Origin of the sequence: Serratia sp. CY44782 (assembly GCF_052168715.1) — a bacterium.
In the GTDB taxonomy this organism is placed as follows: Bacteria; Pseudomonadota; Gammaproteobacteria; order Enterobacterales; family Enterobacteriaceae; genus Serratia; species Serratia nevei.
On the sequence record NZ_JBJNME010000005.1, the window covers coordinates 348272 to 365893 of the forward strand.

General features: G+C 58.6%; 26 protein-coding genes. 11 read left to right on the plus strand and 15 right to left on the minus strand.

Going from position 1 to position 17622, the window contains the following annotated elements:
* Window positions 1-11: 11 nt before the first annotated feature.
* The 4 genes from mnmA to rluE all read right to left on the minus strand — a co-directional run bounded on the left by mnmA (window position 12) and on the right by rluE (window position 2667).
* Window positions 12-1112, minus strand: coding sequence for a tRNA 2-thiouridine(34) synthase MnmA (mnmA, locus tag ACJ8HT_RS11995; RefSeq protein ID WP_197651952.1), 1101 nt, complete (start codon window positions 1110-1112; stop codon window positions 12-14).
* Between the two features lie 106 nt (window positions 1113-1218).
* A complete protein-coding gene (locus ACJ8HT_RS12000; RefSeq protein ID WP_025302526.1) occupies window positions 1219-1665 on the minus strand; it encodes an NUDIX hydrolase in 447 nt (148 codons plus the stop codon).
* Between the two features lie 14 nt (window positions 1666-1679).
* Complete coding sequence (locus ACJ8HT_RS12005; RefSeq protein ID WP_047727715.1) at window positions 1680-2018, minus strand: lysozyme inhibitor LprI family protein; 339 nt, start codon at window positions 2016-2018, stop codon at window positions 1680-1682.
* Between the two features lie 22 nt (window positions 2019-2040).
* Window positions 2041-2667: a 23S rRNA pseudouridine(2457) synthase RluE gene (rluE, locus tag ACJ8HT_RS12010; RefSeq protein WP_197651951.1), complete on the minus strand. Its 627-nt coding sequence runs from the start codon at window positions 2665-2667 to the stop codon at window positions 2041-2043.
* A 131-nt stretch (window positions 2668-2798) separates the two neighbouring features.
* On the opposite strand from rluE, the gene icd reads away from it, so the two are divergent.
* Entirely contained in the window at window positions 2799-4052 is a 1254-nt protein-coding gene (gene icd / locus ACJ8HT_RS12015) for an NADP-dependent isocitrate dehydrogenase (RefSeq protein ID WP_015377612.1), read from the plus strand.
* Window positions 4053-4136: 84 nt separating this feature from the next.
* Here icd and uspF read toward each other — a convergent pair whose 3' ends face one another.
* The 3 genes from uspF to ACJ8HT_RS12030 form a co-directional block, all read right to left on the minus strand.
* Window positions 4137-4592: a universal stress protein UspF gene (uspF, locus tag ACJ8HT_RS12020; RefSeq protein WP_060419331.1), complete on the minus strand. Its 456-nt coding sequence runs from the start codon at window positions 4590-4592 to the stop codon at window positions 4137-4139.
* A 216-nt stretch (window positions 4593-4808) separates the two neighbouring features.
* On the minus strand, window positions 4809-5036 hold the full coding sequence (locus ACJ8HT_RS12025) for a YgdI/YgdR family lipoprotein (RefSeq protein ID WP_038877767.1): 228 nt from the start codon (window positions 5034-5036) through the stop codon (window positions 4809-4811).
* A gap of 12 nt (window positions 5037-5048) precedes the next feature.
* Complete coding sequence (locus ACJ8HT_RS12030) at window positions 5049-5282, minus strand: YgdI/YgdR family lipoprotein (RefSeq protein ID WP_038877765.1); 234 nt, start codon at window positions 5280-5282, stop codon at window positions 5049-5051.
* Window positions 5283-5525: 243 nt separating this feature from the next.
* Between ACJ8HT_RS12030 and tolA the strand changes: the two genes are divergently transcribed.
* Both tolA and ACJ8HT_RS12040 read left to right on the plus strand, forming a co-directional pair.
* Entirely contained in the window at window positions 5526-6086 is a 561-nt protein-coding gene (gene tolA, locus ACJ8HT_RS12035; protein WP_228286091.1) for a cell envelope integrity protein TolA, read from the plus strand.
* A gap of 148 nt (window positions 6087-6234) precedes the next feature.
* Entirely contained in the window at window positions 6235-7137 is a 903-nt protein-coding gene (locus tag ACJ8HT_RS12040) for an HNH endonuclease (protein ID WP_084826359.1), read from the plus strand.
* A 29-nt stretch (window positions 7138-7166) separates the two neighbouring features.
* Here the strand turns inward: ACJ8HT_RS12040 and ACJ8HT_RS12045 are convergent, their stop codons facing one another.
* Window positions 7167-7457: a hypothetical protein gene (locus ACJ8HT_RS12045; protein ID WP_195873648.1), complete on the minus strand. Its 291-nt coding sequence runs from the start codon at window positions 7455-7457 to the stop codon at window positions 7167-7169.
* A 146-nt stretch (window positions 7458-7603) separates the two neighbouring features.
* On the opposite strand from ACJ8HT_RS12045, the gene ACJ8HT_RS12050 reads away from it, so the two are divergent.
* Complete coding sequence (locus tag ACJ8HT_RS12050) at window positions 7604-8023, plus strand: GNAT family N-acetyltransferase (RefSeq protein ID WP_084826357.1); 420 nt, start codon at window positions 7604-7606, stop codon at window positions 8021-8023.
* Here the strand turns inward: ACJ8HT_RS12050 and ACJ8HT_RS12055 are convergent.
* Complete coding sequence (locus ACJ8HT_RS12055) at window positions 8020-8232, minus strand: hypothetical protein (RefSeq protein WP_033638232.1); 213 nt, start codon at window positions 8230-8232, stop codon at window positions 8020-8022. The genes ACJ8HT_RS12050 and ACJ8HT_RS12055 overlap by 4 nt on opposite strands.
* A gap of 92 nt (window positions 8233-8324) precedes the next feature.
* On the minus strand, window positions 8325-9440 hold the full coding sequence (locus ACJ8HT_RS12060; RefSeq protein ID WP_049202735.1) for an AI-2E family transporter: 1116 nt from the start codon (window positions 9438-9440) through the stop codon (window positions 8325-8327).
* 294 nt (window positions 9441-9734) lie between these two features.
* On the opposite strand from ACJ8HT_RS12060, the gene ACJ8HT_RS12065 reads away from it, so the two are divergent.
* Window positions 9735-9872: a hypothetical protein gene (locus ACJ8HT_RS12065; RefSeq protein WP_175444106.1), complete on the plus strand. Its 138-nt coding sequence runs from the start codon at window positions 9735-9737 to the stop codon at window positions 9870-9872.
* 84 nt (window positions 9873-9956) lie between these two features.
* Here the strand turns inward: ACJ8HT_RS12065 and ACJ8HT_RS12070 are convergent, their stop codons facing one another.
* A complete protein-coding gene (locus tag ACJ8HT_RS12070) occupies window positions 9957-10166 on the minus strand; it encodes a tautomerase family protein (RefSeq protein WP_060419326.1) in 210 nt (69 codons plus the stop codon).
* 17 nt (window positions 10167-10183) lie between these two features.
* Entirely contained in the window at window positions 10184-10924 is a 741-nt protein-coding gene (locus ACJ8HT_RS12075; RefSeq protein WP_197651950.1) for an SDR family NAD(P)-dependent oxidoreductase, read from the minus strand.
* A gap of 122 nt (window positions 10925-11046) precedes the next feature.
* On the opposite strand from ACJ8HT_RS12075, the gene ACJ8HT_RS12080 reads away from it, so the two are divergent.
* A complete protein-coding gene (locus tag ACJ8HT_RS12080) occupies window positions 11047-11949 on the plus strand; it encodes a LysR family transcriptional regulator (protein ID WP_197651949.1) in 903 nt (300 codons plus the stop codon).
* Here ACJ8HT_RS12080 and ACJ8HT_RS12085 read toward each other — a convergent pair.
* A complete protein-coding gene (locus ACJ8HT_RS12085; protein ID WP_197651948.1) occupies window positions 11924-13132 on the minus strand; it encodes an MFS transporter in 1209 nt (402 codons plus the stop codon). The two genes, ACJ8HT_RS12080 and ACJ8HT_RS12085, sit on opposite strands and share 26 nt — an antisense overlap.
* Window positions 13133-13363: 231 nt before the next feature.
* Between ACJ8HT_RS12085 and ACJ8HT_RS12090 the strand changes: the two genes are divergently transcribed.
* Both ACJ8HT_RS12090 and ACJ8HT_RS12095 read left to right on the plus strand, forming a co-directional pair.
* A complete protein-coding gene (locus ACJ8HT_RS12090) occupies window positions 13364-13822 on the plus strand; it encodes a hypothetical protein (RefSeq protein WP_060660813.1) in 459 nt (152 codons plus the stop codon).
* A 99-nt stretch (window positions 13823-13921) separates the two neighbouring features.
* On the plus strand, window positions 13922-14338 hold the full coding sequence (locus ACJ8HT_RS12095; protein WP_033638236.1) for a DUF2000 domain-containing protein: 417 nt from the start codon (window positions 13922-13924) through the stop codon (window positions 14336-14338).
* Window positions 14339-14350: 12 nt separating this feature from the next.
* On the opposite strand, the gene ACJ8HT_RS12100 is transcribed toward ACJ8HT_RS12095, so the two are convergent.
* Window positions 14351-14701 carry a GFA family protein gene (locus ACJ8HT_RS12100; protein WP_049202725.1) on the minus strand — a complete coding sequence of 117 codons (351 nt, stop codon included), beginning with the start codon at window positions 14699-14701 and terminating at the stop codon, window positions 14351-14353.
* A gap of 140 nt (window positions 14702-14841) precedes the next feature.
* On the opposite strand from ACJ8HT_RS12100, the gene ACJ8HT_RS12105 reads away from it, so the two are divergent.
* The 3 genes from ACJ8HT_RS12105 to ACJ8HT_RS12115 all read left to right on the plus strand — a co-directional run bounded on the left by ACJ8HT_RS12105 (window position 14842) and on the right by ACJ8HT_RS12115 (window position 16987).
* Complete coding sequence (locus ACJ8HT_RS12105) at window positions 14842-15051, plus strand: hypothetical protein (protein WP_004941260.1); 210 nt, start codon at window positions 14842-14844, stop codon at window positions 15049-15051.
* Between the two features lie 152 nt (window positions 15052-15203).
* Window positions 15204-16298 (plus strand): SMP-30/gluconolactonase/LRE family protein, encoded by a 1095-nt coding sequence (locus tag ACJ8HT_RS12110; RefSeq protein WP_244664453.1) that lies wholly within the window; start codon window positions 15204-15206, stop codon window positions 16296-16298.
* 44 nt (window positions 16299-16342) lie between these two features.
* On the plus strand, window positions 16343-16987 hold the full coding sequence (locus tag ACJ8HT_RS12115; RefSeq protein ID WP_004941261.1) for a Qnr family pentapeptide repeat protein: 645 nt from the start codon (window positions 16343-16345) through the stop codon (window positions 16985-16987).
* On the opposite strand, the gene ACJ8HT_RS12120 is transcribed toward ACJ8HT_RS12115, so the two are convergent.
* Window positions 16977-17594, minus strand: coding sequence for a LysE family translocator (locus ACJ8HT_RS12120; protein WP_195873650.1), 618 nt, complete (start codon window positions 17592-17594; stop codon window positions 16977-16979). The genes ACJ8HT_RS12115 and ACJ8HT_RS12120 overlap by 11 nt on opposite strands.
* Window positions 17595-17622: the final 28 nt, after the last annotated feature.

Consider the following 17622-nt stretch of genomic DNA (forward strand, 5'->3'; position numbering starts at 1 on the left):
GGCCAGGCGAATTACGCCAGGCGCTGTTCGATGATGCCGCCGCCGAGGCAGACTTCGCCCTGGTAGAACACCGCCGACTGGCCGGGGGTGACGGCGGAGACCGGTTCGTCGAAACGCACTTCGATGCGTTCATCGTCGAGCGGGGTCACGGTGCAAGGGATATCCTGCTGGCGATAGCGGGTCTTCACCGTGCAGCGGAACGGGCCGCTCAGCGGCAGGCGATCCACCCAGTGCAGCTGCTGCGCGATAAGGCCGACGGACATCAGGCGCGGGTGATCGTGCCCCTGCGCGACGACCAGCACGTTGTTGGCCACGTCTTTATCGACCACGTACCACGGATCTTCGCTGCTGTCTTTCAGGCCGCCGATGCCCAGCCCTTTGCGCTGGCCCAGGGTGTGATACATCAGGCCCTGGTGTTCGCCGACGGTCTGGCCGTCAACGCTGACGATCGGGCCCGGCTGGGCCGGCAGGTAGCGGCCGAGGAAGTCGCGGAACTTGCGCTCGCCGATAAAGCAGATGCCGGTAGAATCTTTCTTCTTGGCGGTGACCAGCTCCAGTTGCTCGGCGATGCGGCGCACCTCCGGCTTCTCCAGCTCCCCGACCGGGAACAGGCTTTGCGCCACCTGCTCGTGGCTCAGGGTGTAGAGGAAGTAGCTCTGATCTTTGTTGCCGTCGACGCCGCGCAGCAGGCGGCTCTTGCCGTCCACGTCCTGGCGGCGCACGTAGTGGCCGGTGGCGATAAAATCGGCCCCCAGATCTTCGGCGGCGAACTCCAGGAAGGCTTTGAATTTGATCTCTTTATTGCACAGGATATCCGGGTTCGGCGTGCGGCCGGCCTTGTACTCTTCCAGGAACAGCTCAAACACGTTGTCCCAGTATTCCGCCGCAAAGTTCACCGTGTGCAGTTCGATGCCCAGCTTGTCGCAGACCGCTTGCGCGTCGGCCAGATCGGTCGCGGCGGAGCAGTACTCTTCGTCGTCGTCTTCTTCCCAGTTCTTCATGAACAGCCCAGCGACCTGATAGCCCTGTTGCTGTAACAGATAGGCGGTAACGGAAGAGTCGACGCCGCCGGACATACCGACGATTACTTTTTTCTGGCTGTTGTCTGACATGGGGATCTCACGAACTTGAACACGAACCGTGCTGATAAAAACAAGCGCAGGATTTTACCACGTTGGCCGCGCCGGCGCACTGTTCATCTTGTGCTGCCCGGCGCCCTTAAAACGGCCAGGCGAAGCTGCCGACCAGCGACAGCGGGTAGCGCTCCGGCTGCTGGTAGCTGCGAATGCTCTCCGCTACCAGCGCGGAACGCAGGTTGGGCGCCTGCAGAATCTCGTCGGCGCTCAGCCACAGGCAGCGATCGATGTCGCTGTCGTGCGGCTCGGTCGGCAGCGGCTGCTCCAGCTCGATAACGAAGCAAAAACGCAGGAACGGCGTGCGATCCGGCGCGATCCACTGGTGCAGGCGCAGGAACGCCTGCGGCGTGGCGCGGATGCCGGTCTCTTCCCACAGCTCGCGCTCGGCAGCCTGCACCAGCGTCTCGTCGGCCTCCAGGTGGCCGGCCGGCTGATTCCACAGCGCTTTGCCGTTGATGGTCTCTTCGACCACCAAAAATTTGCCGGCGGCGTGCACTACGCAGGCCACGGTGACGTGCGGTTTGAACATGCGCTCTCCTTTCCTTACAGCGGTTTGTCGATACGCCGGTAGATGTCGTCCAGCTCGGCGATGCGGGTGCGGTAGCTTTGCAGCAGGCAGGCGGTATCGCCGCCGCACCGCTGGCGTTTTGCCAGCCAGGCCTGCTGGCTGTCCTGCATCGCGCCGCGCGCGCCCATGGCGAACAGGCCGCGCAGGAATTGGTATTTGGTGGCCATTTGCACGTCCAGATCGTTTAGCGTGCGGTTGGCGCAGATGGCTTGCTCATCGCGGTTTGCCGCCTTGGCGCAGTCGAAGCTGGCGGCCTGGGCGGCGAACGGGGCCGCCAGAGCGGCGAGCAGCAGCGCGATCGGCGTGTATTTCATGGCGCCTCCATCAGTTATCGGTCTACAGGGAATCGATGCTTTTCCATTCACCAGGCTGCAGTGAACCCAGCGAAAGATTACCCATACTGTAGCGAATCAGGCGCAGGGTAGGGAACCCGATATGCGCCGTCATGCGACGCACCTGGCGGTTTCGCCCTTCATACAGGGTGATTTTCAGCCAGCTGGTGGGGATGGATTTACGTTCGCGGATCGGTGGGTTGCGCGGCCACAGCCACTGCGGCTCGGCCACCAGCTCCACCCCGGCGGGCAGCGTGGGGCCGTCTTTCAGCGTGACGCCGCTGCGCAATGGCGCCAGATCGCTCTCCTGCGGCGCGCCCTCGACCTGCACATAATAGATTTTGCCGGTGCGCTTCCCCGGCTGGGTGAGCTGCGCCTGCAGCTGGCCGTCGTTGGTCAGCACCAGCAGCCCTTCGCTGTCGCGATCCAGGCGCCCGGCGGCGTAAACGTCGGGGAAGGGGATGTACGCTTTCAGCGTGGCGCGGCCGGCTTCGTCGGTGAACTGCGGCAACACGTCGAAGGGCTTGTTGAATAACACAATTCGGCGCGGCTCTTTCGGCGCGGCGGGTTTGGCGGCATTCGGCTTGCTGAATCGTTTAACGTTGTGATTTCTAACAGAGAATTTTTTCATAACAGTTGAGATTACGGATGATAAGCGCATTATAACCGAATCCGTTTCGGATTGGCGCGGACCGAATATTCAAGTAGTATCTACACGCATCTTACAAAGCATTAACAAAATTGCGCTTGAAGGAGAGGTTGATGGAAAGCAAAGTAGTTGTTCCGGCAGAAGGTAAAAAAATCACGGTTGACGCCCAGGGTAAACTGGTTGTTCCTCATAACCCGATCATCCCGTTCATCGAAGGCGACGGCATCGGCGTTGACGTGACTCCTGCCATGATCCACGTGGTTGATGCGGCCGTTAAAAAGGCTTACCACGGCGAACGTAAAATCTCCTGGATGGAAATCTACACCGGCGAAAAATCTACCCACGTTTACGGTAAAGACGTGTGGCTGCCGGACGAAACTCTGGACCTGATCCGCGACTACCGCGTCGCCATCAAAGGCCCCCTGACCACCCCGGTCGGCGGCGGCATTCGTTCTCTGAACGTGGCCCTGCGCCAGCAGCTGGACCTGTACGTGTGCCTGCGCCCGGTGCGTTACTACCAGGGCACCCCAAGCCCGGTGAAACAGCCTGAGCTGACCGACATGGTGATCTTCCGCGAAAACGCCGAAGACATCTACGCCGGCATCGAGTGGAAAGCCGGCTCCGCCGAAGCGGACAAAGTGATCAAATTCCTGCGCGACGAAATGGGCGTGAAGAAAATCCGCTTCCCAGAGCAGTGCGGTATCGGCGTGAAGCCATGCTCCGAAGAAGGGACCAAGCGTCTGGTGCGTGCGGCGATCGAATACGCCATCACCAACGACCGTGACTCTGTGACCCTGGTTCACAAAGGCAACATCATGAAGTTCACCGAAGGTGCCTTCAAGGATTGGGGCTATGAGCTGGCGCGCGAAGAGTTCGGCGGCGAGCTGATCGACGGCGGCCCATGGCTGAAGATCAAGAACCCGAACACCGGCAAAGAGATCGTGGTTAAAGACGTGATCGCCGACGCCTTCCTGCAGCAGATCCTGCTGCGCCCGGCGGAATACGACGTAATCGCCTGTATGAACCTGAACGGCGACTACATCTCCGACGCCCTGGCGGCTCAGGTCGGCGGCATCGGCATCGCGCCGGGCGCCAACATCGGCTCCGACTGCGCGCTGTTCGAAGCGACTCACGGCACCGCGCCGAAGTACGCCGGCCAGGACAAAGTGAACCCAGGCTCCATCATTCTGTCCGCAGAGATGATGCTGCGTCACATGGGCTGGTTCGAAGCGGCTGACCTGATTGTTAAGGGCATGGAAGGCGCAATCGCTGCCAAGACCGTGACCTATGACTTCGAACGCCTGATGGAAGGCGCTAAACTGCTGAAATGTTCAGAGTTTGGCGACGCTATCGTTAAACACATGTAAGTGTGTTCAGCGCTTGAATGAGAGCGGGAGCCTTAGGGCTCCCGTTTTTTTATTGTTCAAATGCGAGTGAGATATCGGACAGGCTCAGCGAGCGGCGTTAGCCGATTCACGTACGACCAGCACCGGGCAATTGGCGTGGCGGACGACGGCGGTGGCATTGGAGCCGAGGAGGTAAGTGATCGCAGAAGGGCGGTTGGAACCCATCACGATAATCTCCGCGTTAAGCGCATCAGCGAGTTCCAGGATCTGATCTTTAGGATCGCCGACGGCAACGTGCGTGGTCACTCTATCTTCAGGCACGCTGAATTGTTTTGCTGCTTTTGCCAGCCCCTCGGTCGCTAGCGCAATGGTTTCGTCTTTGGTTTCTATCGCCGCCGTGGCGGCAAAGCCGAAAGCGGCGTAGGTGGCGCGCGAAGGGATCACCGCCAGGAAATGGACGTGGGAGTCTTCGAGCCTGGCGAGCGCGTTGACATGCGGGATGACCTGCTGTGTTAATTCCGGCTCGGTAATATCCACGGGAACCAAGATAGTTTTATACATACTCCCTCCTTATCGTTATCAAAAAACTCCACTTTTTGGATTATAGCTGCTTGATGCAGGGAAAGGAGAGATCCCTATGGCAAACCTGAGAACGTTGCCGCTAAATGTCAGGTGTTTATCGGCGTTATCGTTAAATGCAGGCAAGTACGCCGGTTTTTTGAGTAGAAAGGGAGCCATTGGCTCCCTTGGTTTTAGCTGGCTAAGGTTATCGAAATCTTAATGCGGGATCTCTGAAACCTCTTTGACTTCCGTCTTGTTGATTTGCTGTTTAACGCCATTGGCGTCGGTATAACCGATCAACCCGGCAGCGGTTTCTTTCGGCTTACCATCACTGATGAGCGTTCGACCGTCGTGGGTATGGATGGCGTAGCTGGTGCGTGTGCAGCCTGACAGTGCGGCGATGGCAACCAGGGCGATCGCGGGAAGAACAAGCGTTTTTTTCATTTGTAGCTCCTTTTAGTTATCCAACTCACTCATGTTTGCAATCTGGTCTCGATTGATCTGTTCCGTTTTGCCCGTTTCTGCATTTCGATAGGAGACTAACCCGGTATCTTTATCGACCTGAGGCTTGCCGTCGGTGACAATGGTCTTGCCATCCGTTGTTTTGATCGCCTGATTGGAAGCGCAGCCCGCTATGAACATCACCGTAGTCGCAGTAAGAAGCGCGGCAAAGAGTCGTTTACTTTTCATACTTACCATCCTGGTTACTTAAATGAATTTAATAGCAGGAAAGTAAGTATAGGCAGAATCTCTAGATTGTTAGCGTTGAAACGCTTTTAATGCGATAAAAAATTAAGAATTTCTTAATTTATTGATGGGGTGATTGATCGTTCGGATAACAAAGTTATCAATAGGTCAGGGTTCGCAGACGTACTGCCCGGCGAGTGCGCTATGGCTTCATGTCACCATCGGCCCAAGATACTCCGCATACCGATGCTTGATACTAACAATGTCTCTGGTGGTTTGGCGTTAATTCTGTATAAGTATTCACCGGGGATTTTTTCGAATACAACGTTGATGCGGCTGATAATCATCCAAAAGGACAGGGATATGAAAATAACGCATTCAGGCTACAAAACCGGCATCGCGATACTATTGGCGGCGATGACCGCGCTGACGTTAACGGGGTGTGCCAAGAGTACTGCCCCCAGCCAAAACGATCCGGTGAATAAAGAGGTCGATGATCTTTTCGCCAACCTTGGCGCCCCAAAGACGCCGGCGCCGGGAAAAGAGAAAGAACGCTATATCGCCCAGTTGCAGGCCGCGATTCAAAGCCATTTGAAAGATGCTGAAGCCTACTCAGGCAGAAGTTGTACATTGAGCATCAAGCTGGCGCCGGATGGTCTGCTGATCAGCGTTCGGGTTGATCAAGGGGAACCTGAACTTTGCCAGGCCGCGATCAAGGCAATCGTCAATGCGCGTCTGCCTAAACCGCCAACAGCTGCGGTTTACGAAGCGGTCAAAAGCAGCACGTTGGAATTTCGCCCTCAGTGAATAAGCAACGCTGTTTCTGTGCAACGCTATCCCGGTCAAGGCCGGGATTTTTTATTGCCGTCACTCTGCGTTAATGGGTGAAAATCACTAAAGCCATTGATGAATGGTGACGATAAACGTTAAAACCCCTGATTATAAAAGAGTGGCAATGCGTTTTTTCTGGGTCAACATCGGTGGCAGCGTCGCGGAAGTTTTGAAGGGCGAATTTCTGTGGGCGCCGCAATATGGAATAAATAAGACTGGGCACATGTTTAAGCCTGCCGGGTGGGAAACGGTCAAAAAAGTCAAAGAGGGTGACCTGATTTTTTGCCACAAGGGTAGGAAGATTATCGGCGTGGCGACAGCGGTACGCGATGCTTACTCTGCACCGCGGCCTGAGCATCGGGTCGCGGGACCGCGGCATATTGCGGGTACCCAAGTCGATTTGGAACTGACGCGTCTTGAACTACCTATTGATGTTTCCCTTTTTAATCAGGCGTTCATGCGCATGCACAACCCGACTTGCCTTCCGCGCGTTTTTAATAAGACAGGCGGATGCACCGAAAACTATATGTGCGAGATCCCCGCACCGGCAGCCGCGTTGATCGCCAGTTTTATCTCGGAAAATCTCTCTATCAACTTCCATGCGGATACCGTCGAAATCACCAAAGAGATCGGTGGTGAGCAAGCAACGGTGATTCAGGCGCGGATTGGGCATGGCCCCTATCGCGATAAAATGTTTAAGCGGTGGGGAAACCGGTGCGCCGTCACGGGGATTGCGGAGCCGTCTATTCTCATTGCCTCTCACATCGTTGCCTGGTCGATTGCGACCTCAGAAGAAAAAGTGGATCCGCACAATGGTCTGCCGTTAATCCCCAATCTGGACAAGCTGTTCGATCGCGGCATGATCAGTTTTGCCGATGATGGACGTTTGCTGTATTCACGGACGATGAGCGGTTTGTTATGCGAGCTAAGGATCCCGTTGGACGCCAACATTAGCGGGTTGTCTGAAAAGAACAGAGCTTACCTGCGGCGGCATCGAGCGAGATGGGGGTTTGAAGTAGAGCCCTGATGCAGGTTTGCAAATCAGGGCCGGCGCTCCTACCGATACATCATCGCGCTCACGCGCTCGGCTCGATCTTTAAAACCGTTGCTGCGTATCGTTACCACGTAATAGCGGTAGTGATGTTTCTGTGCGTATTCGCGCACCAGATCTTCGGCGAACAGGCCGCTGAAGGTGACGGTGGTGACGAACGTCAGCCCTTTCACTTCGTAGGTGCTGATCTCTTGCGGGGTGCCGATATACGGCGGCGGGAACACGGTTTTGTGGAACTGGCAGCCCGTCAGCAGCAGGGTAAACAGCAGGGCGGCGGAGATTTGCGGTATTCTCATTGGGAAATGCTTTCCTTCCTTGGCGTGGGTTCTAGTAACTCTATAATAGGATTACAAAATTCGGCGGGGATGTAAAAATTATCCCGCTTCGGTTGCCGTTTCGTTGAAGCGGTGTCGCCGCTACCCATAAACATGAGGGGGTAAACATGCCTGTTCGTCTTGCCACTGAAACCGATGCCGCAGCCCTGATCGCCCTCGACAGCGCTGCCGAAGACGAGCCACAACGCGCGGCGCAGATCCGCGCCTGGTGCGGGCAGGGCATCTGTTATCTTGCCGAGGAACACGGCATGGCGATGGGCTACGGCGTGCTGCACTATCACTTCTTCGGCTGCGGCTTTATCGAGATGCTGATGGTTGGCGAGCGCTATCGCCGCCGGGGCGTCGGGCTGGTGCTGATTGCCGCGTTGAAGTCTCACTGTCGGCACCCGAAGCTGTTCACCTCCACCAATCGCTCCAACCTGCCGATGCAGCGGCTGCTGCTGAACGCCGGGTTTGTCGCCAGCGGCCAGATTGACAATCTCGATGACGGCGATCCGGAGCAGGTCTTTTTTATCCAGGCGCGCTAATACAGCCGGACATCGACCGCCTGCTGTTGCAGCCAGGTGCTGACGTAGCCATAAGCGGCATAGAAGGCCAGCAGCGCGAAGAGCAGCACGGAAAGCGAGGCCAAAAACTTGACGTCGCCGTGCTTCGACAGCTGATAAGCGCAATAGAGAAAGGCCATCAGGCACAGCAGAGTGAAGGCGATAGCCAGCGTGGCGTAAAAAATAAGCATAACGAAACCCGTTCTTCCTTGTAAGCACGGCAAGGATACCACAGACAAAAAAGGGGCCCAATTGGGCCCCGGCGTGATTCGCTGCGAGAGGGTTACTCCGCCGCGTCGGGATGGTTTTTGCCTTCCTCGATGAATTCTTCGTCGATCTCTTCGATGTTCTCCTCGCTGTCGCGGCCGGACAGAATGTTCCAGCAGGCGATGAACAGCGCGGCGATCAAGGGGCCGATGACGAAGCCGTTGATGCCGTAGATCTCCATGCCGCCCAGGGTGGAGATCAGGATCAGGTAGTCCGGCATTTTGGTGTCTTTGCCCACCAGCAGTGGGCGCAGGATATTGTCCACCAGGCCGATCACCACCACGAAGAACACCACCAGGAAAATGGCTTTCCACAGCATGCCGGTGGCGAAGAAGTAGATCACCGCCGGCACCCAGATGATGGCGGAGCCCACGGCCGGAATGATCGACAGGAACGCCATCAGCGCGCCCCACAGCAGGCTGCCGTCGATGCCGGTAAAGTAAAACGCCAGCCCGCCGAGCGCGCCTTGCACCACGGCGACCACCACCGTGCCCTTGACGGTGGCGCGGGAGACGGCGGCGAACTTCACGAACAGGTGGTGCTTCACGTGCTGGGAGAGCGGCAGCGCTTCGAGCGCCAGGTTCACCAGGTAGGGGCCGTCTTTCAGCAGGAAGAACAGCAGGTAGAGCATCACGCCGAAGCCGACGACGAAGTTGAAGGTGCCCTTGCCGATCAGGAACACGCTGCCCGCCAGGTATTGCCCGCCCTTGAGCGCCACCTCGGAAAGCTGCTTTTGGATCTCGGCGGCGCTGTTGAGGTTATGCTCCGCCAGGAAGCGCTGCGCCCAGCCGGGCAGGTGGCGCATAAAGTCCGCCAGCATGGTCGGCAATTGGCTGTTGTTGGTCTGCAGCTTGGTGTAGATCACGTTGAATTCCATCGCCAGCGACGAGGCGATGATCGCCAACGGCGTGAACACGATCAGGCAGATCAGCGCCACCGTCAGCAGCGATACCACGCCGTTGCGTTCGCCAACGTACTGCTTCAGCTTCTTTTTCACCGGATGGAAAATCACCGCCAGAATAATTGCCCACAGCACCGAGGAGTAGTAAGGCCCCAGCACATCAAGAAAGGCGGCGGTGACGATAAACAGGATCAGAATAAAGAATCCCTTGGAAATGCCTTTAGACATCATAGTCGTCCCTCAAAAGATGAATTTTCAGCATAGATGAACTGAATGAAAACAACACTATCATCACCTTTGCTTAACCGGTAGGGGATTTTTAGTGGCGTATTCCATAGGGTTATTAAGGGCAAGGTGGGCGCCGTACGGTGGACAGGCGGCGGCGCGAGAAAAGAAAGAGGGCTAAATAATTAACAAAATTTATCGATTGTGTTTCATTTTGTGAGCCGCGCTTGTCGCCTGAGCCAGGCTTTCCTAGTGTTGATGAGGGCGGCCGTTCGCCCGATATCACGTAGGAGTATGCAAATGACTGAACACAAACGACTTGCCGTTATAGAAAAAGCACTGCTGATCGTTTTCGCCGGCGTACTGGTTTATCTTGCCGCGACCGGCGCCTTGTCATTATCGGGCCTTGATCATCACTGGCCTTATCCTTCGCGATAGCGCGGTTGCTCTAGCTATGCAGACCCGATAACGATAATTAGCCGCTGTACCCTACGACAATACATTCACATAATGAATCATCCGTTATCCGCGCCGTTCTTTGGCGCGCAGGGTGGTTACGCTCTCTCCGCCGACGCCCCAGTTGTCGGTAGGCACCTCGTCAATCACCACGAAGGTGGTGTGGCGCGGTTTATTCAGCACCTGTTCCAGCAGCGCGGTGGCCCCCTCGATCAGCCATCGTTTTTGCTCGGCGCTGATCTCTTCATCGGTCACTTTAATGTTGATGTATGGCATATCATTGCTCCATGGGGTCACCAGACCCCGGCGGTTGCGCCGCCGTCCACCGCGATCGCGGTGCCGGTGACAAAATGGGAATCGGCCAGGTACAGCACCGCGTTGACGATATCCTGAGGTTGACCTATGCGGCCGGTTGGCGCCAGTTGCCGCATCTGAGCCAGGTTCTGCTCATCGTACTGGTGCATCGGCGTGGCGATGATGCCTGGCGCCACGGCGTTGACCATCACGTTATGCGGCGCCAACTCCAACGCCAGTTCGCGTACGGCCTGATTCAGGCCGCCTTTGATCAGCACCGGCAGCAAGGCGGGCACTTTACTGTTGGGCTGCATGGCGATCGACGCGGTGATGGCGACGATATGGCCACCGCCGAATTGTTGCATATGCCGCGCGGCGGCCTGCGCTGGGTAGAAGAAGCCTTTCAGGTTGGTTGCCACCATGGCCTCGACATCCTCCGGCGAATAGTCGGCGATCGGCTTGGCGATAAATATGCCGGCGTTATTGATGAGAATATCCACCCGGCCAAACCTTTGTGTCGCCATGCTGAACAACCGTTCGGCGGTTTCCGGCAGCGCAATGTCTCCCGGCACCAGCAGCAGATTGGCCTGATGGCCGAGTTGGTCCGCCGCCGTTTGCAGCCGTTCAAGCGAACGGGCGTTTGCGACAACCTGATAACCGCGTGCCAGATAGGCTTGCGCAATGGCAAAGCCCAATCCGCTCGATGCCCCCGTTACAATGACCGTTTTTACCTTGTTCATGTCCCCTCCTCGACAGGGCTGTGATTTAGTCTAGGTGAACGGTAATCCATACCTTTGAATTGAAAAATGAGGGGAAAAGAACTTTAATTTATACTTTATGTAATGAATTGGCAGGGATAGATATGCAACGTCATTTTGACGATGTCCAAGTGGGCAGCATCGAGCTGTTTTGCCTGACCGTCGAGACCGGCAGTTTCACCGCCGCGGCCAATGCCGCCGGGATAACGCCTGCGGCGGTCAGCCGTTCCGTTGCGCGCCTGGAGGCGCGGTTGCAGGCGAAGCTGTTTATCCGCACGACGCGCCAGATGCGCGTCACGGATGCCGGCCAAAGTTATTACCTGGAGTGTCGCAGGGCGCTGAGCCAACTGATCGAGGCCGAAGCGAAAATTTCAGGCGAGCGGCAGAAACCGGTCGGCACGCTCAGCATCAGCGTACCGACGCTATACGCACATTTTAGGTTGTTGCCGCGCCTGCCCGAGTTTGCGCAGCGCTATCCCGAACTCACGCTGAATCTGCACGTCAGTAATCAAAATATCGACTTTTCCGAAGATAAATTCGACGTTGCCATTCGTGGCAGCGAACTGAACGATTCAGGCCTGGTATCGCGGCGATTGGAGGAGGCCGAACTCATCGTAGTGGCGTCACCGGGCTATTTGCAGCGCCATCCTGCGCCGCTTACGCCGGCGGATTTGGCCCAGCACGACTGCATTCAGTATGCGTTGCCCAGCACCGGCAGGAAAACCTCCTGGGCCTTTAACGTGCAGGGCGAAAATAGCAAAGTGGAAACCCGCGGGCGTTGGCTCTGCCAGGAAGATTATCTCGCCACGCTGACGCTGGTGAAAAATGGTGCCGGGTTGATGCAGGTTTATCGCTTTAGCGTCGAACAAGAGCTGAGAAGCGGGGCGTTGGTGGAGGTGCTGAAAGATTACGCCGGCGCCTCACGCCCCTTCATTCTGCTTTATCCCTATGCGCGTTATGTTCCGCTTAAAGTGCGGAAATTCATCGATTTTCTGACGGAAGATTAGCCGCCAGCGCCAACAGCGCCCCTGACACCGCCGCCGCCAGCACCAGCCACGCCGGGGCCGCCCAACCGGCCGCGGCCACGATGGCGCTTAGCGCGACCGGGCCGATCACCTGGCCGAGATAGTTCCCCTGCATCACCAGCCCCAGGCTCAGCGGCAGCAGCGTCGGTTCCGGCGTCGCCGCCGGCGTGGCGGCCAGAATGGTGGCGGGCAGCATGCCGGCGATGGCGCAGAACAGGAAACACAGCGGGATCAGCAGGCCGTTGGGCGTCATCGGCAGGAAAATGCCGATGCCGAAGATGCCTATGATCAGGCTGGTGGCCGCGAGCAGCGTTCTGGCGGACAGACCGCGTGACAGTAGTACGCCGGCGGCGAGGTTGCCGATGATGTTCGCAGCCACCGCCGCCGCGCTGATGCCGCCGGCGGCCGCCAGCGACAGGCCGATGCGTTGCATCAGGAAGATCGGCAGGAAGGTCATCACCGAGAAAAACTGCAGGTTGTAAGTGGTGAACATCAGCGCCAGCAACAGCGGCCGGCGTGCCCGCAGCATCGCGCCCAGCGCTTGCCGCAGCTGTAACGGCGGAACGTGCGCCTCGGTGGCGCGCCGGGAGGTGGTCAACGGCAGCAGCAGGGCGGCCAGCAGCGTCAGCGCCGCACCGGCCTGCCAACTCTGTTGCCAGTCGGCGAGATGGGGGCCGAAAAACAGTGAAATGGCGATGCCCGCCGGCATGAAGGTGCTCCAGATGCCGAACACCAGGCTGCGCTGCGCTGGGGCGACGAGGCGGTTCAGCACCGCCGGCGAGGCGACCACCACGATCACGAAGCCGAGGCCTTCGACAAAGCGGCTGACGATCAACCCGCCGAAGTCGTGCAGCGTGGCGCCGGTAAAGCTGGCGGCGCTGATGATCAGCAGCCCAAGCGCCAGCAGGCGCCGGTCACCCCAGCGGCGCACCAACAGCCCGGCGGCGATGCCGCCGAACACGCCGACGAAGGGAAAGGCCGAAATCACCCAGCTCAGCGCCTCGAGCGAACGGCCGAACTCGGCCTGCAGCGCCGGCAGCGCGATGGTGGCCTTGCCCACGTGCAGCGCCGCGGCGATGCCGGCGAACAGCACGTTGACGACGGCTAACCAGGGTGTGGTGGCGGGAAGAACGCGGTCGATGGCGTCCGGTTTAATCGCGGTCATAACACTCTCCAGTGGCGGTAACGCCATCACTATGTGCTCTTGCAACGGCTGAGGTCGTTCAAATGCTGCGCTATCACGCGGAGAAATTATTCATTTCGAGCTTTATGGATTGCGCGCCTTCGTTGTTTGGTTTGCCAGCGTGCCGCCCTGCGTGGACGCTCGCCTCCCTTCAGCGGTTTACTGTTCCGACACGCAGCAGGCGTGTGGTATTCATTTTATAAGGAGCAGTGTATGTCAGAGATGATGAACGAGAGTGGGGCGCCGGCCATTGAATGGAGCTATGGCGGCCGGGGTGATGATATCAGCAGCAGCCTGAGCCTCGACACGGTCGAGGAGCAGCCGCAGGGTTTCTTGATGACGGTCGATCGGCCGGTGCAGATCTTTAAAGACGCGCTGTCGCCGATGATGGCCTTTGTCACGCTGCTGCGCCCGCTGTACGCCAAGACGGGCGAGGGCTTCCAGTACGTGCCGGTTTCCAATCCCTGGACCGACGTGCAGCGCCTGCCGGCCAGCGCAGGCTATCTGGGCGTGCAGGTCAACGCCGGGCTGTTCTTCCACGGCGCCAAGCCGACGCACTATAAAGATCGCGACGGCCAGATGAAGCCGATCGACGGCGGCACGCTTTTGCAGAACATCACCGTGCTGCATCAGGTGGCGCAGCCGCTCGGCCCGGGTGAAGGCGCCGTCTGAGTCGGTTGCGTTGTCACGGGGGCCGGACGCGGCCCCTTATCACGCCTTGAAACCATGCGCAGGTTGGGTAAAACTGGCTGCCTATTCAAGGAGAAGAGCATGTACAGCGACAACGAGAAAAAATTTTATATCATCCTCAACCGCAATCACGAACCGGCCACGCTGTTTAACGCTTCCTGCCACCTGACGGCGGGCATCACCGATCTGATCGAGCAGCGCGAGTTTCACCACTACCCGAGCAGCCTCGACGGCGTCAGCGCCAACATGAGCCACTATCCGATCGTGATCCTGCAGGCCAAGAACAGCAGCCAGCTCAGCAACCTGATTCTGAAGTGCAAGGAAGAGGGCGTGTTGTCCAACTTCTTCACCACCACCATGCTGTCGCACTCCGCCGAACAGCAGATCGCTGACACCGCCAACACCCCTTACGAGCAGCTGGATTTCGTGGCGGTGGCGCTCTACGGCGACGCCGAACAGCTTAAGCCGCTGACCAAGAAATTTTCCGTCTACCGCTGAAAACGCGGGATCTCAGACGCTGGCGCCGTCGTAACTGTGGATCTGCAATGCATCGAGCGCAACGTCAGGCACGCAGCGCAGGTTGACGGCGCACATCGCGGCGCCGTCCGGCGCAGTGCCGTAGGCGAAGGGTTGGGCACCGCAGACTCGGCAGAACTGATGGCGGATCTTGTGGTGATTGAAGGTGTAGGTGCTGAGCTGGTCCTGGCCGCTGTTGAGCGTGAAGGCGCTGATGGGGAAGAAAGACAGCAGCAGCCCTTTGCGGCGGCAAATGGAACAGTTGCAGCTGAGGGCTTCGGTGGGCAGTTCGGCGTCCACGGAGAAGGTGACGGCGCCGCAGTGGCAGCTTCCCTGGAATGACATGGCGATGATCCTGTAGCAGGAGGGGTGTTTGCCCAGTATAGTGCAATTTATCGCCACTCGGCCGCGCAGGGCCCGGTTTCCTTAGTAAATGCGCGGTTTTCTGGTAGGTTAGAGCTTAACGTCATCAAAAGGAGATCGCGATGTTAGAACACTATTATCCGGCCAATATGGGCGCCGAACCGGTCACGGACGAACAGCACAAACGGCTGGTGGCGGTGCAGGCGGCGCTGGAATTGATCAAGGCCACGCTGTCGGATACCAACGACGGCAACGGCGTAGACTTCCAGCTGAAGGCGGCGGAGAAGCACATCGGCCCGATGGCCGACGCCATTCAGGAAGCCCTGAAGTAACGATTCGCCGTCACCTCAACCGCCCACACCGGGCGGTTTTTTTTGCGCTGATTGCTGCGATTTTTTTAGTGGCGCATTGCCTTTTTCCCGGCTGGTGCCGTGAGCGACGCGATCCTACTCTAGCGATCCGAATCCTTATCAGGGTCATGTTCATGTTCCGCTTCAGCCTCTTTTCTTTCTTATTACAGCGCCACCGGCGCGTCACCCGGTTGGCCGGCGTCGCGCTGCTTCTCAGCGGCGTCATGCAGGCGCAGGCCGTGCAGCGTATCGAATTCTCGCCGGATGCCGCCGGCGCTTATCCAGAGGGTATCGCCTGGAACCCGCGCGCCGGTGCGTTCCTGGTCTCCTCCCTGCGCGGTGGGCAGCTTGGCCTGGTCTACCCGGATGGCCGCTATCGGCGGTTTTCCACCGGTAAGGGGCTCATCACTACCTCCGGCATGCTGGTGGACGCCGAGCGTAATCGGGTGCTGGTGTGCAACGAAGACGTGGGGGTCTCCCTCAACTCTGCGCCCGGTACGCGCAATCGCGTGGCGCAGGTGCTGGAGTTCAACCTCGATACCGGCGCGCTGCAGCAGACGTACGATCTCTCATCGTTAAGCCGTGGGCCGACGCTGGCCAACGATCTGGCGCTCGACGCGCAGGGCAATATCTACGTGACCGACAGCTTCCAGCCGCAGATTTACAAGGTCGACCGGGCAACGCGCCAGGTATCGATTCTGGTGCGCTCAGCGCGTTTGATGCCGGCCGAGGTTCCCGCCGCTGCGCAGGGCACGCAGCCTTATCTCAACGGCATCGTGTATCACCCGGATGGCTATCTGATTGCGGCGGACTACACCCGAGGGCTGCTGTGGAAGGTGACGTTGGGTAACGCGCCTGCGATAAGTGAAATCAGGCTGCCGCAGCGGCTGAAAGGGCCGGACGGGCTGCGGCTCAAAAACGCCCATGAATTGGTGATCGTACAGTCTTTTCCGGGGGCAAAGGGGAGCATGTCCGGCGACGTAACGCTGCTCTCCTCGAACGACGGCTGGGCCAGCGCGCATATCACGGCGGTCGCCACGCCTTCGGAATTGGATGGGCCGACCGGCGCCGCGCTGCGCGATGGCGAGGTGTGGGTCGTCAACTCGCGTTACCCCCGTTTGTTTGCCGACGTCGCTCAGGCGGAGAGAACCAGGACGTTCAGCATCGTCAGGGTGGCGTTAGAGCGGAGGCCCGCCGATCGGCGACGGTTGCCAACCCAGCCGGAATAGGATTAAATGCCGCACTGACTGTATAAATAAACAGGTGCGCTGCGATGAGTCTGATGTTGAAGGGTGAAAAGATCGACCGTAACCGCTTTACCGGCGAGAAGATTGAAAACGGCAGCTTTATGCTGTGCGATTTTTCGGGCGCCGATCTGACCGGCACCGAGTTTATCGGCTGCCAGTTTTACGATCGCGACAGCCGACAGGGCGGCAATTTCAGCCGCGCGATACTGAAAGACGCCAGCTTCAGAAGCTGCGATTTGTCGATGGCCGACTTCCGCCACGCCAGCGCCCTGGGGCTGGAGATCCGCGAGTGCCGCGCGCAGGGCGCCGATTTTCGCGGCGCCAGCTTTATGAACATGATCACCAGCCGCACCTGGTTTTGCAGCGCCTATATCACCAAAAGCAACCTGAGCTACGCCAACTTCGCCAAGGTGGTGCTGGAGAAATGCGAGCTGTGGGAAAACCGCTGGCATGGCGCACAGGTGCTCGGCGCCAGCTTCAGCGGCTCCGATCTGTCCGGCGGCGAGTTCTCCGGATTCGACTGGCGCGCCGCCGACGTCACCCAGTGCGATTTGAGCAACGCGGAACTGGGTGAGTTGGATTTGCGCACCACCGATCTGCAGGGCGTCAAAATGGACAGCCACCAGGCCGCTCAACTGCTGGAGCGGCTGGGGATCGCGATTATCGGCTGAGCAACTGCCGCAGTCCCAGCGCGATGATCAACGTGCCGCAGGCGCGATCGATCCAAGCCTTGCTGCGGCGGTAGGCGCCGGCGACAGGGGCGTGTGACAGCACCAGGGCCACCAGCCCGTACCACAAGCTGGCTATCACCGCGACTTCCAGCAGCATGGCGAGAAAGGTCGGCGTAGAAACATGGGCGGGCGCCGCTGACGAGAAGACGGCGGCGTAAAACGCAATGGATTTGGGATTGGCGATGTTGGTGGCGATGCCCTGCAAAAAGGCGGCACGAAAACCGCTTTTCCCGGTGGCCGTTGGGGGGCCTGAAGAAGGCGCCGCCTGGGCGATAAGCCGATAGCCGAACCACATTAAATAGCCGGCGCCGGCCACTTTTACCGCCAGTGCCAACCAGGGGAACAGGGCGAAAACCACGCCGATGCCCAGCAGGGCGCTGCTCGCCCAGAACAGATTGACCAGCACGATGCCGGCCACCAAGGCAAAAGCCTCGGCCCGGCGTGCGGAAACGGCTTTGTGGGCGACGGCGACAAAATTGGGGCCGGGGATCACCACGCCGACAATATACACGGTGAAAACGGCAAGCACGGCGGACATATCGACCATGGAAGATTGCCTGTCACAAGAAAGAGTG

Coding starts and splice junctions, on each gene's coding strand:
- mnmA (WP_197651952.1), bottom strand. CDS start 1,112: ATGTCAGACAACAGCCAGAAAAAAGTAATCGTCGGTATGTCCGGCGGC.
- ACJ8HT_RS12000 (WP_025302526.1), bottom strand. CDS start 1,665: ATGTTCAAACCGCACGTCACCGTGGCCTGCGTAGTGCACGCCGCCGGC.
- ACJ8HT_RS12005 (WP_047727715.1), bottom strand. CDS start 2,018: ATGAAATACACGCCGATCGCGCTGCTGCTCGCCGCTCTGGCGGCCCCG.
- rluE (WP_197651951.1), bottom strand. CDS start 2,667: ATGAAAAAATTCTCTGTTAGAAATCACAACGTTAAACGATTCAGCAAG.
- icd (WP_015377612.1), top strand. CDS start 2,799: ATGGAAAGCAAAGTAGTTGTTCCGGCAGAAGGTAAAAAAATCACGGTT.
- uspF (WP_060419331.1), bottom strand. CDS start 4,592: ATGTATAAAACTATCTTGGTTCCCGTGGATATTACCGAGCCGGAATTA.
- ACJ8HT_RS12025 (WP_038877767.1), bottom strand. CDS start 5,036: ATGAAAAAAACGCTTGTTCTTCCCGCGATCGCCCTGGTTGCCATCGCC.
- ACJ8HT_RS12030 (WP_038877765.1), bottom strand. CDS start 5,282: ATGAAAAGTAAACGACTCTTTGCCGCGCTTCTTACTGCGACTACGGTG.
- tolA (WP_228286091.1), top strand. CDS start 5,526: ATGCTTGATACTAACAATGTCTCTGGTGGTTTGGCGTTAATTCTGTAT.
- ACJ8HT_RS12040 (WP_084826359.1), top strand. CDS start 6,235: ATGCGTTTTTTCTGGGTCAACATCGGTGGCAGCGTCGCGGAAGTTTTG.
- ACJ8HT_RS12045 (WP_195873648.1), bottom strand. CDS start 7,457: ATGAGAATACCGCAAATCTCCGCCGCCCTGCTGTTTACCCTGCTGCTG.
- ACJ8HT_RS12050 (WP_084826357.1), top strand. CDS start 7,604: ATGCCTGTTCGTCTTGCCACTGAAACCGATGCCGCAGCCCTGATCGCC.
- ACJ8HT_RS12055 (WP_033638232.1), bottom strand. CDS start 8,232: ATGCTTATTTTTTACGCCACGCTGGCTATCGCCTTCACTCTGCTGTGC.
- ACJ8HT_RS12060 (WP_049202735.1), bottom strand. CDS start 9,440: ATGATGTCTAAAGGCATTTCCAAGGGATTCTTTATTCTGATCCTGTTT.
- ACJ8HT_RS12065 (WP_175444106.1), top strand. CDS start 9,735: ATGACTGAACACAAACGACTTGCCGTTATAGAAAAAGCACTGCTGATC.
- ACJ8HT_RS12070 (WP_060419326.1), bottom strand. CDS start 10,166: ATGCCATACATCAACATTAAAGTGACCGATGAAGAGATCAGCGCCGAG.
- ACJ8HT_RS12075 (WP_197651950.1), bottom strand. CDS start 10,924: ATGAACAAGGTAAAAACGGTCATTGTAACGGGGGCATCGAGCGGATTG.
- ACJ8HT_RS12080 (WP_197651949.1), top strand. CDS start 11,047: ATGCAACGTCATTTTGACGATGTCCAAGTGGGCAGCATCGAGCTGTTT.
- ACJ8HT_RS12085 (WP_197651948.1), bottom strand. CDS start 13,132: ATGACCGCGATTAAACCGGACGCCATCGACCGCGTTCTTCCCGCCACC.
- ACJ8HT_RS12090 (WP_060660813.1), top strand. CDS start 13,364: ATGTCAGAGATGATGAACGAGAGTGGGGCGCCGGCCATTGAATGGAGC.
- ACJ8HT_RS12095 (WP_033638236.1), top strand. CDS start 13,922: ATGTACAGCGACAACGAGAAAAAATTTTATATCATCCTCAACCGCAAT.
- ACJ8HT_RS12100 (WP_049202725.1), bottom strand. CDS start 14,701: ATGTCATTCCAGGGAAGCTGCCACTGCGGCGCCGTCACCTTCTCCGTG.
- ACJ8HT_RS12105 (WP_004941260.1), top strand. CDS start 14,842: ATGTTAGAACACTATTATCCGGCCAATATGGGCGCCGAACCGGTCACG.
- ACJ8HT_RS12110 (WP_244664453.1), top strand. CDS start 15,204: ATGTTCCGCTTCAGCCTCTTTTCTTTCTTATTACAGCGCCACCGGCGC.
- ACJ8HT_RS12115 (WP_004941261.1), top strand. CDS start 16,343: ATGAGTCTGATGTTGAAGGGTGAAAAGATCGACCGTAACCGCTTTACC.
- ACJ8HT_RS12120 (WP_195873650.1), bottom strand. CDS start 17,594: ATGGTCGATATGTCCGCCGTGCTTGCCGTTTTCACCGTGTATATTGTC.